Source organism: Phytoactinopolyspora halotolerans (assembly GCF_010550675.1).
GTDB lineage: Bacteria > Actinomycetota > Actinomycetes > Jiangellales > Jiangellaceae > Phytoactinopolyspora > Phytoactinopolyspora halotolerans.
Genome location: NZ_JAAGOA010000003.1, coordinates 140,555 through 156,552, shown reverse-complemented (window position 1 = coordinate 156,552; position 15,998 = coordinate 140,555). Strand labels below are relative to the sequence as shown.

The following is a 15,998-nucleotide window of genomic DNA, read 5'->3' as shown; positions in this document are numbered from 1 at the left end:
TCCGTGGGGCGACACCGTCTCACCGCGCCGTCATGGGCTGAAGGAAACCGACACGATCGTAGACCTTCCGCAGGGTGGCGGACGCGACGTCGTGTGCCTTCTCCGCACCGGTCGCCAGCAGGGCGTCGAGCTGAGCAGGGTCGTCGAGCAACTCACGTACGCGTTTCTGGAACGGAATGACTGTGTCCAGCACGGCGGACGCAACCTCCTTCTTCAGATCCCCATAGCCTCGTCCCTCGAAGTCCTGCACGATCTGGCCCACGGGACGCATGGTGAGTGCGGACAGAATAGTAATGAGATTCGTGACGCCCGGCTTGCTTTCCGGGTCAACCGTGATCTCCCGGCCGGAGTCGGTGACCGCGCTCTTGATCCGCTTCTCGATCACCTTCGGCTCCTCGAGCATCTCGATCAGGCCGGCCCCGCCGATGCTCTTGCTCATCTTCACTGTCGGATCCTGCAGGTCCTGGATCTTGGCCGTGGCCTCCGGGATGAACGCCTTCGGCAGCACGAACGTCTCACCGAAGCGGGAGTTGAACCGTCCGCCGATATCTCTGGTCAGCTCGATGTGCTGACGCTGGTCTTCGCCGACCGGAACCATATCCGCGTCGTAGAGCAGGATGTCGGCGGCCTGCAGCACCGGATAGGTGAACAGCCCGACGGTTGTCGCCTCGGTTCCTTGACGGGCGGCCTTGTCCTTGAACTGCGTCATCCGGCTCGCTTCACCGAAACCGGTGATACAGCTGAGCACCCAGGCCAGCTGCGGATGCTCGGGAACGTGGCTCTGCACGAACAGCGTGCTGCGTTCCGGGTCGACGCCGCCGGCGATGTATTGCGCGGCCGTGACCCGCGTGCGTTCACGCAGCTGTGCGGGATCGTGACCAGCCGTGATGGCATGCAGATCGACGACGCAGTAGAACGCGTCGTACTCGTCTTGCATGGTCGCCCACTGTCGCAATGCCCCCAGGTAGTTACCGAGATGCAGGGACGCGTTGGTTGGCTGCATGCCCGACAGCACTCGGGGACGACGCGAAGAGGCGTTGGTGGTCATGACACCTATTCTGGCAGCTTCCGCCGACTGCCTAGGTCCAGACCGTGCATATGTCCGCCTACGCCACGTCCGCCCAGGTCTGCCGGACCGGAGCACGGCCGCCGGCAAGGCTGCAGCCGCGGGTACGGGAACGGTACGGGAACGGTTGCCGCCACGGCCGCGGACACCGCTGCAACCACGGCACCGTCGGCGGCATGCCGACGTCGCCATGGCAAGCTTGGTCACACGAGGAATCAGCCCGCCCGGTGCCGCGTCGAAGGAGCGCCCCCTGATGCCTGATCACCCGCGTGCCGGCCAGCCGGCCGAACCCGCCGATCTCGTCGACGTCGCTCGTCTGGTCACGGCCTACTACACCGGGCATCCGGACGCGGGCGATCCCGCCCAGCAGGTCAGCTTCGGCACCTCCGGACACCGAGGCTCGGCCCTCAATACGGCGTTCAACGACGATCACATCGCCGCCACGTCTCAGGCCATCTGTGACTACCGGCGAGAGAACGGCATCGACGGTCCGCTCTTCCTGGGTAAGGACACGCACGCCCTGTCCGAGCCGGCGTGGGCGACCGCGGTGGAGGTGTTCGCCGCCAACGGTGTTGTGCTGCTGGTGGACGCTGCCGACCGGTATACCCCGACGCCGGCCGTCTCGCACGCCATTCTGAAGCACAACGCCGGCGCCGACGCCGAGGTCAGCGCGTCGATGGTGGCCGCGGCGAGCGCCTCCGGCGTGCCGGTGGCCGTCGGGCAGGGAGCCGTGCACCGCGCCGACGGTGTGGTGGTGACCCCCTCGCACAACCCGCCGGCAGATGGCGGATTCAAGTACAACCCACCGGACGGCGGTCCGGCGGGCTCCGAGATCACCGGCTGGATCCAGGCCGCGGCCAATCGCTATATCGAGTCCGGCCTGAAAGGCGTCCAGCGCGTCCCGCTGAGCCGTGCGCTCGCCGCGGAGACGACCTCGACCTACGACTTCCTGGGCCACTACGTCGACGACCTGCCGTCCGTCATCGACATCGACGCGATCCGGGCCTCCGGGGTGCGGATCGGCGCCGACCCGCTGGGTGGCGCGTCGGTGGACTACTGGGCGGCGATCGCCGAGCGGCACCGGTTGGATCTCACCGTCGTCAACCCGCTGACCGATCCCACGTGGCGGTTCATGACACTGGACTGGGACGGCAAGATCCGGATGGATTGCTCGTCGCCGTCGGCGATGGCGTCATTGATCGGTCGCATGCGCGGCGGCGACGACGCGTCGTTCGACGTGGCGACCGGCAACGACGCCGACGCGGACCGGCACGGCATCGTCACCCCGGACGCGGGCCTGATGAACCCGAACCATTTCCTCGCGGTCGCCATCGGCTACCTCTTCGAGCGACGGGACGGCTGGCCCGGCGACGCGGCCGTAGGAAAGACCCTGGTGAGCTCATCGATGATCGACCGCGTCGCGTCGTCGCTCGGGCGTCCGCTGGTGGAGGTCCCGGTCGGGTTCAAGTGGTTCGTCCCGGGCCTGCTGGACTCCTCGGTCGGTTTCGGTGGGGAAGAGTCCGCCGGCGCGTCGTTCCTGCGGCGCGACGGCCGGGCCTGGAGCACGGACAAGGATGGGATCATCGCCTGCCTGCTGGCGGCGGAGATCATCGCGACCACCGGCACGACGCCGAGCCAGCGGTACGAGGCACTCGCGGAGCAGCACGGGCGGCCGGTGTATGCCCGGGTGGACGCGCCGGCGAGCCGGGAGCAGAAGGCCGCGCTCTCCGGCCTCTCCCCGGACCAGGTGACGGCGACGGAGCTGGCCGGCGAGCCGATCACCGCCAAGCTGACCCGGGCGCCGGGTAACGACGTGCCCATCGGCGGGCTCAAGGTGACCACCGAGTCGGGCTGGTTCGCCGCGCGGCCGTCCGGCACTGAGGATGTCTACAAGATCTACGCCGAGAGCTTCCGCGGTGAGGAGCATCTGGCCCAGATCCAGGCGGAGGCGCGCGCCGTCGTCGACGCCGTTCTGCAGGGCTGAGGTAGCGGTTCTGCGGCAGCGGCCACCGAGTCCGCCGAGTGTGCCGGCAGATTGGGCGGGTCCCGCCGCGCGCCAGCGTCGTGCGAACAGTCGTGTGACGGGCAACCGCCCACGCCGCCCTCGTGCAGGCAGCCGTGTGACGACCAGCCGCCCACGCCGCTGTCGTGTTAGCAGCCGTGTGACAAGCAACCGCCCACGCCGCCCTCGTGCAGGCAGCCGTGTGAGAAGCAACCACCCACGCCGCCGTTGTGTAGGCACTCGTGTGACTTTCAGCCGATGAGGCGTGCTCGTGACACGTGTCGTGTGAGTTCTAGCGGCTAATCGCCGGCCTTCTCGTACCGTGTTCACGGTCGTGCAAGGAACTGCCGCCCCAAGCGGTCATACTTACCACGACTGAGCACTCGACTCTTCATAGCGGCCGGAATCAACACGACAGATCACACGCCACACCCCCCGGGCATGGGCTGCAGATCTCGCGCCGACCGATCACGGCGACACCAGGCATGCAACCCCGCCGTCGCGACCGATCACGGCGACACCAGGCATGCAACCCCGCCGTCGCCACCGATCCCCGACACCAGAGCCACCGCGCCGTCGCCACCGATCACGGCGACCATGCCTTTCGGCGTCGCGACCGATCACACCGACATCGAACAAGCCACCCCACCGTGACGACCCGATGACACGGATACCTGGGACGCACCGCAGCATGGACGTGCACACGCGCCAGCACCACGGCGCCCGCCCGCCTAGCATCGCACCACACGTGTGCGGTAGTGTTTGATTTTGGGAGGTAATGTTCAGTGCTAGCCGAAGAGCGACGGGTGCGGATTCTCCGCCGGGTCAGCGAGTACGGCGCGGCCCGGGTGGCCGACCTGGCCGAACTCTTCAAGGTGTCCGAGATGACCATCCGGCGCGACCTGGATGCGCTGGCGGAACGCGGCGCGCTGGACAAGGTGCACGGCGGCGCCACCAGCCGCGCGTCCCGCACCGAGGAACCCGGCTTCGCCGCCAAGTCAGCGCGGCAACAAGCCGAGAAGGACGCCATCGCCCGCGCCGCCGTCGAGCTCATCACTCCCGGATCGTCCATCGGCATCTCCGCCGGGACCACCACGTGGACCCTCGCCCGCCAGCTGACCGGGATTCCGGATCTCACGGTGGTGACGAACTCCATCCAGATCGCCGACGTCTTCCACGCCGCACCCGCCCCGAACACGTCCGTGGTGCTGACCGGCGGGGTACGCACCCCGTCGGACGCGCTGGTCGGACCGGTCGCCGTCGCCGCGCTCAGTCAGCTCCACGTCGACCTCGTCTTCCTCGGCGTGCACGGGATCGACCCCGATGCCGGTTTCACCACCCCGAACATCCTCGAAGCGGAAACCGACCGGGCCATGATCTCCGCCGCCCGCCGGCTGATCGTCCTCGCCGACCACACCAAATGGCGGACCGTCGGTCTGAGCACGATCGCCCGTCTCGACCAGGCGGATGTGCTGATCAGCGACGACGCACTCCCCGCCGACGCCCTCGACACGCTGGGTGAACAGGTCGGAGACCTGGTCATCGCCACCGCATCGTCCTGAAGAAGGAGCGCCGTGAAACGCACCTCCGCCCGGCTCGCGGACGGCCGCGAGATCATCTACTTCGATCTCGATGACGACGCCGTCCGCCGCCTCGACGATCCACGCGAGCTGCCACCGGTCAGCACGGCGTCGCAGATCAGGCACGATCCGCTGCTCGACGAGTGGGTCGCCATGGCGTCGCACCGGCAGACCCGGACCTTCCTGCCGCCCGCGGACCTGTGCCCGTTGTGCCCCTCCCGCGACGGCAAACAGACCGAGGTGCCGTCCGCGGATTACGACGTCGTCGTCTTCGAGAACCGCTTCCCCAGCCTGTCCATGGGCGCCGTCGACCCCGGAGGAGCCGCCCACGTACCCGGCACGCCGGTCGGCGTCAGCAGGGCCGGTCTCGGCCGGTGCGAGGTGGTCTGCTTCAGCAGCGAACACCAAGCATCGTTCCGCACGCTCGCCCCGGAACGTGCCCGGCTCGTCGTCGACGCGTGGGCCGACCGCACCGCCGAGCTCTCCGCGCTACCCGGCGTGGCGCAGGTGTTCTGCTTCGAGAATCGCGGAGAGGAGATCGGCGTCACCCTCTCCCACCCGCACGGGCAGATCTACGCCTACCCGTATGTCACCCCGCGCACAGCCCAGATGCTGCGAACGGCGCGCCGATACCGCGACGAACACGATGGTGCCAACCTGTTCGCTGACGTGCTGGCCGCGGAGCGATCCGCCGAGCGGGTTGTGGTCGCCTCCACGCACTGGACCGCGTTCGTGCCGGCCGCGGCCCGTTGGCCGGTGGAGGTACAGCTCTTCCCGCATCGCCAGGTGCCGGACATCGCCTCCCTGACCGACGACGAACGCGACGACTTCGTCACCGTCTACCTCGACGTTCTGCGCAGGTTCGACGCTTTGTACGACGCGCCGCTGCCGTACATCGCGGCCTGGCAGCAGGCCCCCGTCCACGCCGACCGAGACGTGGCGTACCTGCACCTGCAGCTGTTCTCGATCAAGCGGGCGGCGGACAAGCTGAAGTATCTCGCCGGCTCCGAGTCCGCGATGGGCGCATTCATCACCGATGTCCTCCCCGAGGACGTCGCCGAGCGATTGAGGAGCGTGGCATGAGCAAGCTGCTGGTCACCGGCGGCGCCGGTTACATCGGGGGCGTCGTCGGCGCCCAGCTGGTGGCGGCCGGACACGACGTCGTGGTGCTGGACAACCTCTCCACCGGCCACGAGGACGGAGTTCCGGACGGTGCCGGCTTCGTCGAGGGCGACATCGACGACGCCGCCAAGGTCCTGGACCCGTCGTTCGACGCCGTCCTGCACTTCGCCGCCAAGTCGCTGGTCGCCGAGTCCGTGGCGAGGCCCGAACTGTACTGGTGGAACAACGCGGTCGGCACGCTGCGCCTGCTGGACGCGATGCGCGAGCACGGGGTGCGGCGCATGGTCTTCTCCTCCACCGCAGCCGCCTACGGCGAGCCGGAGACGACGCCGATCCGGGAAGACGCGCCGGCCATGCCGATCAACCCGTACGGGCAGAGCAAACTCGCCATCGACCACGCCCTCTCCGGCGAGGCGGCGGCGCACGGCCTGGCCGCGGTGAGCCTGCGGTACTTCAACGTCGGCGGCGCGCTCGGGCGGCACGGCGAACGGCACGATCCGGAGACGCACCTGATCCCGAACGTGCTGGCCGTTCCGGCGGGGCGGCGCGAGTCGGTCGATGTCTTCGGCACCGACTATCCCACCCGCGACGGAACCGCGGTGCGGGATTACCTGCACGTCGAGGACCTGGGACGGGCACACCTGCTGGCACTCGACTGGACCGGTGCGGCGAGCGCGAGCGCCGTCGACGGCGCCGGCGGCGGCGGCGGCGAGCACCGCATCTACAACCTCGGCACCGGAACCGGCTTCACCGTCCGCGAGGTGATCGACGCGGTGCGCCGCGTGACCGGGCATCCGGTGCCGGCCGTCGACCGGGACCGCCGCGCCGGAGACCCGCCCGCGCTGGTCGCCTCGGCCGAGCGTATCGGCGCCGACCTGGGGTGGCGCGCCGAACACGACCTGGACCGCATCGTCGCCGACGCCTGGACCTTCATGCAGCGAGGAGAACAGTAAGTGACCATCACCGAGATCACCGGATCCGCACCGGGCCGGGTGAACCTGATCGGCGAGCACACCGACTACAACGGCGGTTTCGCGCTGCCACTGGCGCTGCCGCACCGCACGACGGCCACGCTTCGACGGCGCTCAGACCGGACGGTCACCGCGCTGTCCAGCTCCCGCGAGGTCGAACCGGTCGAGTTCACGGTGGAGACGAAACCCGGAGACGTGGCAGGGTGGGCCGCCTATGTCGCCGGCGTCTTCTGGGCGCTGCGCGAGGCCGGACATGAGCTCCCCGGGGTGGACGTCCAGATCGACAGCGATGTGCCGAGCGGTGCCGGCCTGTCTTCGTCGGCGGCGCTGGAGTGCTCGGTGCTGACGGCGCTGGACGCACTGGCCGGGCTCGGCCTGGACCCGACGACGACGGCAGTGCTGGCGCAGCAGGCGGAGAACCACTACGTCGGCGCGCCGACCGGCCTGATGGACCAGATGGCCTCGATGCACGGCCGGGCCGGTCATGTGGTGCTGTTCGACGCCGCGGCGATCACGGCCGAACCCATCCCGTGCGATCTCGCCGCCGCCGGGTTGTCGCTGTTGATCGTCGACACCCGGGTGCACCACCGGCACGCGGACGGCGAGTACGGCGAGCGCCGTCGTACCTGTGAGGACGCGGCGCAACTGCTCGGCGTGGAATCGCTCCGCGATGTCCAGGACGAACCCGTCGAGCAGGTGCTGGCCCGCCTGGACGCGTCCGCGGGCGCGGGCGCAGGTACCGGTGGGACCGGCGACGACGTCATGCGGCGACGCGTGCGGCACGTGCTGTCGGAGAACGAGCGAGTGATGCAGACCGTGCAGCTGCTGCGCTCCGGTCGGCTGCGCGAGATCGGGCCGCTGCTGACGGCGTCACACGCCTCGCTCCGCGACGACTACGAGGTGACGGTCCGCGAGCTCGACGTCGCCGTCGACGCCGCGGTGCGGGCCGGTGCGCTGGGCGCCCGGATGACCGGCGGTGGATTCGGCGGTTCGATCATCGCGCTGGTAGACGACGGGCGCGCCGCCGCGGTCGCCGACGCGGTGCGGGACGCCTTCACCGGGCACGGATTCACCGCGCCGGACACGTTCGTCGCCGTCCCCTCGGCGGGTGCGAGCGTCGCGTCGTCGTCACGTGTTCCGTGATCATCAACCGTCGGCCGGCGCACAGCAGGATCGGCGGCCGATGATCACGACGCGGCGGCGCGACCCGCGGTGCTCTCCCGGACCATCAGATCGAAGTCGACGTGCAACTCCCGTGGTGCCTCGTCGCGTCTTGTCGTGATGCGCTGCATCAGGGCGTCGATCGCGGTGGTCGCCAGCTGCTCCTTGTCGGGTGCGATCGTCGTCAGCCGGGGCACGCAGTACAGACCGTCGGCGATGCCGTCGAAGCCGACGACCGCGACGTCGTCCGGCACCGCCACACCACGATCGGCCAGTGTCCGCAGCGCTCCGACCGCAAGCATGTCGGTGACGCAGAAGACCGCATCCGGTGGCTCATCCAGGTCGAGAAGGTGGCCCATCGCCTGGGCCCCGTTGGGCCGGTCGAGCCGCTCCGTGGGGATCAGCAGGCGAGAATCGACCGTGAGACCCGCCTCGCGGTGCGCCTGCCGGAACCCTTTCACCCGGGGAGCCACCGTGCGCGCCCGTCGTGCGCGCCGCGCCCCGATCACCGCGATCCGACGACGTCCCAGCGCGATGAGGTGGTCCGTCGCCGCACGGGCGGCCGCTACGTTGTCGATCGACACGTGGTCGGCGCGACCTGTCGCGGCGACATGCTCACCCAGCAGGACGAACGGCACCTCCGCCGGCGCCGCCTCGAGATCGGCCGTTTCCAGCGCAAGCGGGCTGAAAAGTATCCCGTCGATGAACTGCGGCTGGATGCCGGAGACGACGGCGCTCTCGCGGTCGCGTTGCCCCTCGGTGTGGTCGACCAGCACGGTGTACCCGTGCCGGTCGGCGGCATGCACCACTTGGTCGGCGAGCTCGGCGAAATAGGGCTCGCTGAGCCGCGGGACCGCCAGGGCGATGATGTTGGTCCGCCCCGTCCGCAGGCTGCGGGCCGACAGGTTGGGACGGTAGCCGAGCTCGTCGATCGCCTTCTGAACCTTCAGCCGAGTCTCATCGGTGACGTGGATGTGGCCATGCACCACGTTCGAGACGGTCTTGATCGACACACCCGCCTGCTCGGCCACGTCCTTGAGCCTGACTGTCACAGCCCCTCCCAGCGATACCTGCGTATCTTACGTGACCACAGGCGTCTCACAGCGTTGTACTCAACGTCGATCCGTGGCGTGGCTAGACTCCATAGTCCGCACCCGGCCGCCAGTCCGGAAACGCCCAGTCGTCGAGATCGACTTCGGCGCCCTTGTCTTGGGCCGCCTTGACCGAACGCTCCCACTCGGCCATCGTGTCATCCGACAGCTTCTTGAGGGCGCCCGCCAGGTCGTCGACGTCACCGGTGAAGGCACCTTGGATGATTGTGCCGATGTCCGGATTGACCTGCTTCTCCTCTTGCTGGACCTTCGTGATCTCGAGGTTCCGCGCGATCGGGTAGGGCGCGAGGAACACCTGCTCGGCGTACATCTCGATGAGCTTCTTGTACTCCGGGTGTGCGTCGGACTCTGCGACCGCATCGAGGACGATGGGCGGCTGCGACATCGTGTTCGCGACGTCGAGTGAATAGTCCGGGGTGGCGAAGTAGTCGCTGAGGAGCTGGTTCGCTTCGGCGGCATACTGGATATCCGGTGTCAGCCAATACTCTCCGGGCTGCGGGTTGTGGTACGTACGCACCGGCATGTCCGGTTCCGGGGTCAGAATGGGACCGGCCCCAAGTGACTCGCCGAACTCCGGGCTCTGCGGGAGTATCACTCCGGGGCACCACGGCCCGTCGAAGTAGTATCCGGCGGCCCCGGACGCCCAACGGCCCCGTGCGTCGGTGTCCACCCACGACTCCGCACCAGGTGACATCAGGCCGTCCTGCTTGAGCGAGAGCAAGAACTCGATGGCATTCAGGTACGGCTCGGAGTCGAATGCGACTTCGCCGGTACGGAAGAGCCGGCCGTTGAATCCTTCGAACCCCGCCGCCTGGGCGAGATAATGGATCTGGTCGCTGGTCCGAATCGGCATGCCGACGTTCCATGTCCACCCTGCAGCGTCGGTGTTGTCCTGAACCGCCTTGGCGGCGGCACGGAACTCGTCGTACGACGTCGGCGGAGCGTCGGGATCAAGGCCCGCCTGCTCGACGAGCGTCCGGTTGAACCAGTTCACCGTCGGATACACACGGAAGTTGAATATCGGGAACGAATAGATCTTCCCGTCGAACACGTGGAGTCCGTCGATGACCTTGCCCTCGAGGTACGTCTTAGCCTCGTCGCTCAGGTCGAGCGGGGCGATCCACCCTTCACTGATCAGCTGTGGCGGCGGGATCGGCCCCAGGCCGGCGTTGGAATGGATGTCGGGCAGGTCGCCGGTCTGCTTCGCGATCTGTAGCTGCTGGCCCATCTTCTCCGGATTGGCCAACAGATAGTCGACTTTCATGCCGCCGGGGTCCGCGGCGAACTCTTCGAAGATGCGCTTCTTCGCCGACTCGAGCTGGACCTGATGGTCCCACCATGTCAGCGCACCGCCGCCTCCGCCGCTGCTACCTTCATCACCTCCGCCACATCCGCCCAGGCCAGCACCGAGCGCCAGCGCTCCGGACACCCCCAGGAACCTACGACGACTCAGTGTGCCGCCCATAGCTGCCTCCGTTGGTAGACCGTTTGATTACGTCGTTGTTCAACGTTGAATACAACGTTGAATTGGCTTAACGTTAAGGGCCACCACCCAGCCCGTCAAGGGGACGATGCGCGTGATCATGACCGATCGAGATCGGGTCACGCCGTGGCATGGAGGTGACCTGGGGCGGCGGAAGTTCTCGCCTCCTGAGGGTTGTACAACGCTGTGTACAACGTAATACTACGAGGCAGGCCAACGACGGGGTTGACCCGAGATTGGAGGTTTGCGCCCGATGGCTCTCACTCTGGGAGGTCGTCAGGAGGCGCGTCCGCCGGATGTGACCAAGCGCAATCGCAAGCAGCGCTTCGGTCGGCAGCAGCTGTGGATCTGGCTCTTATTGACGCCGACGGTGCTGCTGTACGGCGCCTACACCGTCTATCCGATCATCGCCAGTTACTGGTACTCGTTCGTCGAATGGAACGGGTTCGAGGCCGAGAAGACCTGGGTAGGCGTCCAGAACTACAAGGACGTGCTGGCGGACGATCTATTCTGGAACTCCTTCAAGATCACGATCTTGTTCATGCTGGTCGTGGTTCCGCTGAAGGTCATCCTGACGCTGCTGCTCGCCCTGTTACTGAACTCGCCGAAGCTGCCGTTCTCGACGTTCTTCCGCACGGTCTACTTCCTGCCGGTCGTGACGACGGCGGCGATCATCGGCGTCGTGATGCAGTTCGTCTTCGATCCCGCCAGTGGCCCGATCAACCAGCTGCTCGTCACCCTCGGGCTGTCCGACGGCGGCATCAACTTCCTCGGTGACTCATCGACCGCCCTCTGGACCGCGGCCGGGATCTACGTCTGGAAGTGGTTCGGCATCACGATGATCTACTGGCTCGCCGCGCTGCAGACGATTCCCGACGAGGTCTACGAGGCCGCGAGGATCGACGGCGCCGGTGCCTGGCATCTGCTCCGGCGGATCACGATCCCGCTGCTGAAGCCTTTCATGATCATCATCACGCTGCTGTCATTCGAAGCGGCGCTCAAGGTGTTCGATCTCATGCTGACACTCACGAATGGCGGCCCGTACTACGCCACCGAGGTCGTCGAGATCTACATCTACCGCTGGGCGTTCTCCGCGACCATCCCGCAGCTCGGCTACGCCTCGGCCGCGGCCGTGATCTTCGGCCTGTTCGTCTGCATCGTGGGGCTGTTCCAGCTGTATGGCGTACGAGCCGTCCAGAAAGCGAGGGCTGCGCAATGACCATCCCCACGACGCCGGACGTCGCGTCGGAGCCGGATGCCGACGCGCCTCGCGCTCGCCGTCCGCGACGAGCGGAGAGCAACAAGTACTCGGGCGGCTGGTTCGCACGAAGGCTGCCATGGTGGTTCGCGGCGGCACTGTTGCTCGGCGGAGCGTTCCTGTGGATCTACCCATTCCTCTGGATGGTCTCCGCCTCGCTGAAGAACCAGCTGGAGATCTTCGGGGCGGGGTTGTCACTGATCCCCGAGGCCGCCGAATGGGAGAACTACTCCCGAGCCTGGAACGAGGCGAACTTCTCCACCTACACGTGGAACACGATCATCGTCACATCGGTCACCGTCCTGCTGGTCGTGGCGAGATGCGCGATGGCCGGCTACGTGATCGGCAGGTATGGGTTCGCCGGAAAGAAACTGGTCATGGTCATCCTGATCGCGACGTTCTTCGTCCCGACCGGGTACACGATCATTCCCGTCGTCGAGATCTCCCAGCAGCTCGGCCTGCTCAACTCGCTCACCGGCATGATCATCGCCATGTCCGGCGGTGGGAACGTCGCCGCCATCCTGCTCTACGCCGGCTACTTCCGCGGGATTCCGAAGGAGCTCGAAGAGTCCGCCGTCGTCGACGGCGCCGGGTTCTTCACGATCTTCTTCCGCATCATGCTGCCACTGGCCATGCCGATCACGGCGACCGTCACGTTGATGACGTTCCTGGCGACGTGGAACAACTTCTTCATTCCGCTGGTGTTCTCGCTGTCGCGACCGGAACTGCGGACGCTGAGCGTCGGAATGCGGGCGTTCGTCTCGGAGAACACCACCGACTGGGGCGGCATGGCGGCGGCGGCCACGATCTCGCTGATTCCGCTGATCATCCTCTTCGTTCTACTCCAGCGTCACTTCGTCAAGGGATTCGCGGGGGCGATCAAGCAATGACCGATACAGCAGGAACCGATCCGGCGACGACGGCACGCACGACGCGGCCCAACATTCTGCTGATCTGCACCGACCAGCAGCGGTTCAGCGCGCTCGCGGCCTACGACAACCCCGAGATCCATACACCCCACCTGGACCGCCTGGCCGGCGACGGCGTGCTGTTCGAGAACTGCTACGTCCAGAACCCGGTCTGCGGACCATCCAGGGCCAGCCTGATGACCGGCCGCTACGTCCACGCCCATGGTGAGTGGGCCAACGGCGTCGCGCTCCCGGCGCACGAGCGGCTGTTCACCAGGGAACTCGCCGACGCCGGTTACGACTGCGGGCTGGTCGGCAAGCTGCACCTTGCGGCATGCCACAGCGGCCGGACCGAACAGCGGCTCGACGACGGATTCAGGGTCTTCCGCTGGGCGCACGACCCCTACAAGGGATCGTCTGAGAACGCCTACCACCGCTGGCTGAAGGCGAGCCGCCCCGACCTCTACCAGGCGGCGCTCGACCCGGACTCGCCGGTCACCTTCGACGCCATGCCCACCGAGGCGCACTACAGCCGGTGGATAGGGAACGAGACCATCGACTATCTGAGATCTGGACGCGACAAGGACGCACCGTTCTGTTTCATCGCGAACTTCTTCGATCCTCACCATGGGTTCGGTGCACCCAAGGAGTACCTCGACCGGTACGACCCCGACGCTCTCAGCCGTCCCGTCACCACCCCCGGAGAGCTGAACGGTAAACCGGAGATCTACACCGAGGCGTCGGAGAAGTCCTACGCCGGCCACGCCAAGGGGTTCACCGAGTACAGCGCGGACGAGCTCCAGCAGACGAAGGCCGCCTACTACGCGATGGTCAGTCTGGTCGACGACGAGGTCGGGCGCATTCTCCAGGCCCTGGACGACGAGGGTCTGACCGACGACACCGTCGTCATCTTCACCAGTGACCACGGAGAGATGCTCGGCGATCACCAGCTCATGCTCAAGGGCCCGATGATGTACGAGGAGGCCGTTCGGGTACCGCTGCTCATCCGCTGGCCGGGCACGATCCCCGCCGGCCGGCGGTGCGCGGACCTGGTGCAGTGGATCGACATCGCGCCGACCCTGTTCGAGGCGGCCGGCCTGGCCACAAGCCGCGCGCACCAGGGCGACAGCCTGCTCCCCGTGGCCACCGGCACCGGCGGTTGGCAACGCGACTGGGCGCTATGCGAGCACCGGAACAGCAGCCACCCCTATGACCCACCGGTCCATACCACCATGCTCCGGCACGACCGCTGGAAGATCGTCGTCCATCACGGCGACCCGGCGACGAGCCGGCGCCGGACGGGCGAACTGTACGACCTGTCCGCTGACCCCCACGAGCTGAGGAACCTGTGGGATCACCCCGCCCATGCCGCCACCCGGACATCACTGCAGGAACGCCTGCTAGACGTCCTGGTCGCAACGGAAGACCGCAGTCAAGAACGAGAGGCCGATTGGTGAGTACAGACCAACCCGAGTCAATGCGCCGAGCCACCACAGCTACAGCGGCCGAGCATCCACGCCCCCAGTTCCGGCGCGATCAGTGGCACGATCTGTGCGGGACGTGGCGGTTCGCCTTCGACGACGACGACCTCGGCGTCGAGCAGAGGTGGTTCGACAAGGGCCAGTTCAACGCCTCCATCCAGGTGCCGTACCCGCCGGAGTCCAAGCTTTCGGAGATCAACGACACCACTTTCCACCCAGTGGTGTGGTACGCCCGCGACGTTCCGGTTCCGCCGGTCACGTCGGGACAACGCACCTTGCTGCACTTCGGGGCGGTCGACTACCAGGCGACGGTGTGGGTCAATGGGGAGCGCCTCGCCGAGCACACCGGCGGGCACACGCCGTTCAGCGTCGACATCACGCCGGCGTTGCGGACCGACCAGGGATCGCAGCTCGTCGTCGTGCGAGCGGAGGACCAGCCGACCGACGTCCACCAGCCGCGCGGCAAGCAGGTGACGGCCGAAGAGCCACGCGGGATCTTCTACGACCGCACGACCGGCATCTGGCAGCCGGTATGGATGGAGACGGTGGCCGAGACGCACATCCGGGGCATGCATTGGACGACCGACCTCGAGGCCGGGCAGGTGCATCTCGACCTCGAGCTCTCCGAAGCCCCGGCGACGACGTGGTCCGTGTGCGTGCGGGTGAGCCGCGACGGCGCGGACGTCGTCACGCACGCGGTCCAGGCGGCCGGAGCCCAGGTGCGGGTGACGCTGTCGACCGACGCGCTCGGCGGGGCCGGGGTGCGATGGTCCCCCGAGTCGCCGACGCTGTTCGACGCCGAGATCACCATCGAGGGCAGCGACCCGCCGGACGGCGATCGGCTGGATCGCGTGGACAGCTACTTCGGGTTGCGTAGCGCCGGCTACCGCGACGGCATCTTCCTGCTCAACGGTCAGCCGTACTACCTGCGCATGGTCCTCGAGCAGGGGTTCTGGCCGGAGTCGCACCTCGCCGCGCCGAGTGCCGAAGCGCTGCGGCGCGAGGTCGAACTGATCAAGGAGCTGGGCTTCAACGGGGCGCGGATCCACCAGAAGATCGAGGACCCGAGGTTTCTCTACTGGTGCGACCGGCTCGGTCTCGTCGTGTGGGGAGAGTTCCCGGCCGCGTTCGGGTTCTCGCCGAAGGCGGTGACCAGGACGATCGACGAATGGATGGAGGCGGTGGAGCGCGACCGCAGCCATCCGTGCGTCGTCGCATGGGTCCCGCTCAACGAGAGCTGGGGCGTCCCCACGATCGCGACGTCGCGGCAGCAGCGTGACTTCGCCACCTCGCTCTATCACGTCACGAAGGCGCTGGACCCCACCCGGCCGGTCATCTCCAACGACGGCTGGGAACACACCGTCAGCGACATCTGGAGCGTCCATGACTACACGCCTAGCGGCGAGAGCATACGGCGGCGCTATCACACCCCGCAGGCCCTGGATCGCACCCTGCACGGCGTCGGTCCGGGGCGGCGGTCGGTCATGTTGCTGGGCGACGAACGCGCCGGCCAGCCGGTCATGATCACCGAATTCGGCGGGCTCGCCTTCACCCATGAGCTGGACGGCACCTGGGCGGGATACAGCACCGTCGAGACGATCGATCAGCTCACCGAGCGGTTCGATGAGCTCGTGACCGCCATCGTCGACTCACCTGAGCTGGCCGGCTTCTGTTACACCCAGCTCACCGACACCCAGCAGGAGAAGAACGGCCTGCTGACCGAGGACAGGGTGGCGAAGATCGCGCCCGACGTCGTCCGCGAGATCGTCTGCAAGCCGTCGCGCGCGGTCCCGTCCGAAGAGGTGGACGCCTATCGCTGTCAGACCCGAAGGAGACAGCCGTGACGCGATCGGA

General features: G+C 67.4%; 12 protein-coding genes. 9 read left to right on the top strand and 3 right to left on the bottom strand.

Features of this window, described 5'->3' with window-relative positions; genetic code table 11:
* Positions 1-19: 19 nt before the first annotated feature.
* Complete coding sequence (gene trpS, locus G1H10_RS05275) at positions 20-1,048, bottom strand: tryptophan--tRNA ligase (RefSeq protein WP_163733737.1); 1,029 nt, start codon at positions 1,046-1,048, stop codon at positions 20-22.
* Positions 1,049-1,319: 271 nt separating this feature from the next.
* Between trpS and G1H10_RS05270 the strand changes: the two genes are divergently transcribed.
* From G1H10_RS05270 to galK, 5 genes are all read left to right on the top strand, one after another.
* Positions 1,320-3,050 (top strand): phosphoglucomutase, encoded by a 1,731-nt coding sequence (locus tag G1H10_RS05270; protein ID WP_163733733.1) that lies wholly within the window; start codon positions 1,320-1,322, stop codon positions 3,048-3,050.
* Positions 3,051-3,874: 824 nt separating this feature from the next.
* A complete protein-coding gene (locus G1H10_RS05265; RefSeq protein WP_312856532.1) occupies positions 3,875-4,630 on the top strand; it encodes a DeoR/GlpR family DNA-binding transcription regulator in 756 nt (251 codons plus the stop codon).
* Between the two features lie 12 nt (positions 4,631-4,642).
* Complete coding sequence (gene galT / locus G1H10_RS05260; RefSeq protein WP_163733727.1) at positions 4,643-5,731, top strand: galactose-1-phosphate uridylyltransferase; 1,089 nt, start codon at positions 4,643-4,645, stop codon at positions 5,729-5,731.
* Positions 5,728-6,723 (top strand): UDP-glucose 4-epimerase GalE, encoded by a 996-nt coding sequence (gene galE, locus G1H10_RS05255; protein WP_163733724.1) that lies wholly within the window; start codon positions 5,728-5,730, stop codon positions 6,721-6,723. The genes galT and galE overlap by 4 nt, the downstream gene beginning before the upstream one ends.
* On the top strand, positions 6,724-7,884 hold the full coding sequence (gene galK, locus G1H10_RS05250; RefSeq protein WP_163733721.1) for a galactokinase: 1,161 nt from the start codon (positions 6,724-6,726) through the stop codon (positions 7,882-7,884). It abuts the gene before it with no gap.
* Between the two features lie 44 nt (positions 7,885-7,928).
* On the opposite strand, the gene G1H10_RS05245 is transcribed toward galK, so the two are convergent.
* Both G1H10_RS05245 and G1H10_RS05240 read right to left on the bottom strand, forming a co-directional pair.
* On the bottom strand, positions 7,929-8,954 hold the full coding sequence (locus tag G1H10_RS05245; RefSeq protein ID WP_163733718.1) for a LacI family DNA-binding transcriptional regulator: 1,026 nt from the start codon (positions 8,952-8,954) through the stop codon (positions 7,929-7,931).
* An 82-nt stretch (positions 8,955-9,036) separates the two neighbouring features.
* Positions 9,037-10,479, bottom strand: coding sequence for an ABC transporter substrate-binding protein (locus tag G1H10_RS05240; RefSeq protein WP_163733715.1), 1,443 nt, complete (start codon positions 10,477-10,479; stop codon positions 9,037-9,039).
* Between the two features lie 271 nt (positions 10,480-10,750).
* On the opposite strand from G1H10_RS05240, the gene G1H10_RS05235 reads away from it, so the two are divergent.
* From G1H10_RS05235 to G1H10_RS05220, 4 genes are read left to right on the top strand one after another with little or no spacing between them, the layout of a single operon-like run.
* Entirely contained in the window at positions 10,751-11,716 is a 966-nt protein-coding gene (locus G1H10_RS05235; RefSeq protein ID WP_163733712.1) for a carbohydrate ABC transporter permease, read from the top strand.
* On the top strand, positions 11,713-12,645 hold the full coding sequence (locus G1H10_RS05230; protein ID WP_163733710.1) for a carbohydrate ABC transporter permease: 933 nt from the start codon (positions 11,713-11,715) through the stop codon (positions 12,643-12,645). Before G1H10_RS05235 ends, G1H10_RS05230 begins: the two co-directional genes overlap by 4 nt.
* A complete protein-coding gene (locus G1H10_RS05225) occupies positions 12,642-14,120 on the top strand; it encodes a sulfatase-like hydrolase/transferase (protein WP_163733707.1) in 1,479 nt (492 codons plus the stop codon). Before G1H10_RS05230 ends, G1H10_RS05225 begins: the two co-directional genes overlap by 4 nt.
* The gene (locus tag G1H10_RS05220; protein ID WP_216852922.1) at positions 14,117-15,988 is read left to right on the top strand and encodes a glycoside hydrolase family 2 protein; all 1,872 of its coding nucleotides are present in this window, start codon (positions 14,117-14,119) and stop codon (positions 15,986-15,988) included. Before G1H10_RS05225 ends, G1H10_RS05220 begins: the two co-directional genes overlap by 4 nt.
* Positions 15,989-15,998: the final 10 nt, after the last annotated feature.

Excerpts from the sequence above, each read along its gene's own strand:
- trpS (WP_163733737.1), bottom strand. The coding sequence starts at position 1,048 with ATGACCACCAACGCCTCTTCGCGTCGTCCCCGAGTGCTGTCGGGCATG.
- G1H10_RS05270 (WP_163733733.1), top strand. The coding sequence starts at position 1,320 with ATGCCTGATCACCCGCGTGCCGGCCAGCCGGCCGAACCCGCCGATCTC.
- galE (WP_163733724.1), top strand. The coding sequence starts at position 5,728 with ATGAGCAAGCTGCTGGTCACCGGCGGCGCCGGTTACATCGGGGGCGTC.
- G1H10_RS05240 (WP_163733715.1), bottom strand. The coding sequence starts at position 10,479 with ATGGGCGGCACACTGAGTCGTCGTAGGTTCCTGGGGGTGTCCGGAGCG.
- G1H10_RS05235 (WP_163733712.1), top strand. The coding sequence starts at position 10,751 with ATGGCTCTCACTCTGGGAGGTCGTCAGGAGGCGCGTCCGCCGGATGTG.
- G1H10_RS05230 (WP_163733710.1), top strand. The coding sequence starts at position 11,713 with ATGACCATCCCCACGACGCCGGACGTCGCGTCGGAGCCGGATGCCGAC.
- G1H10_RS05225 (WP_163733707.1), top strand. The coding sequence starts at position 12,642 with ATGACCGATACAGCAGGAACCGATCCGGCGACGACGGCACGCACGACG.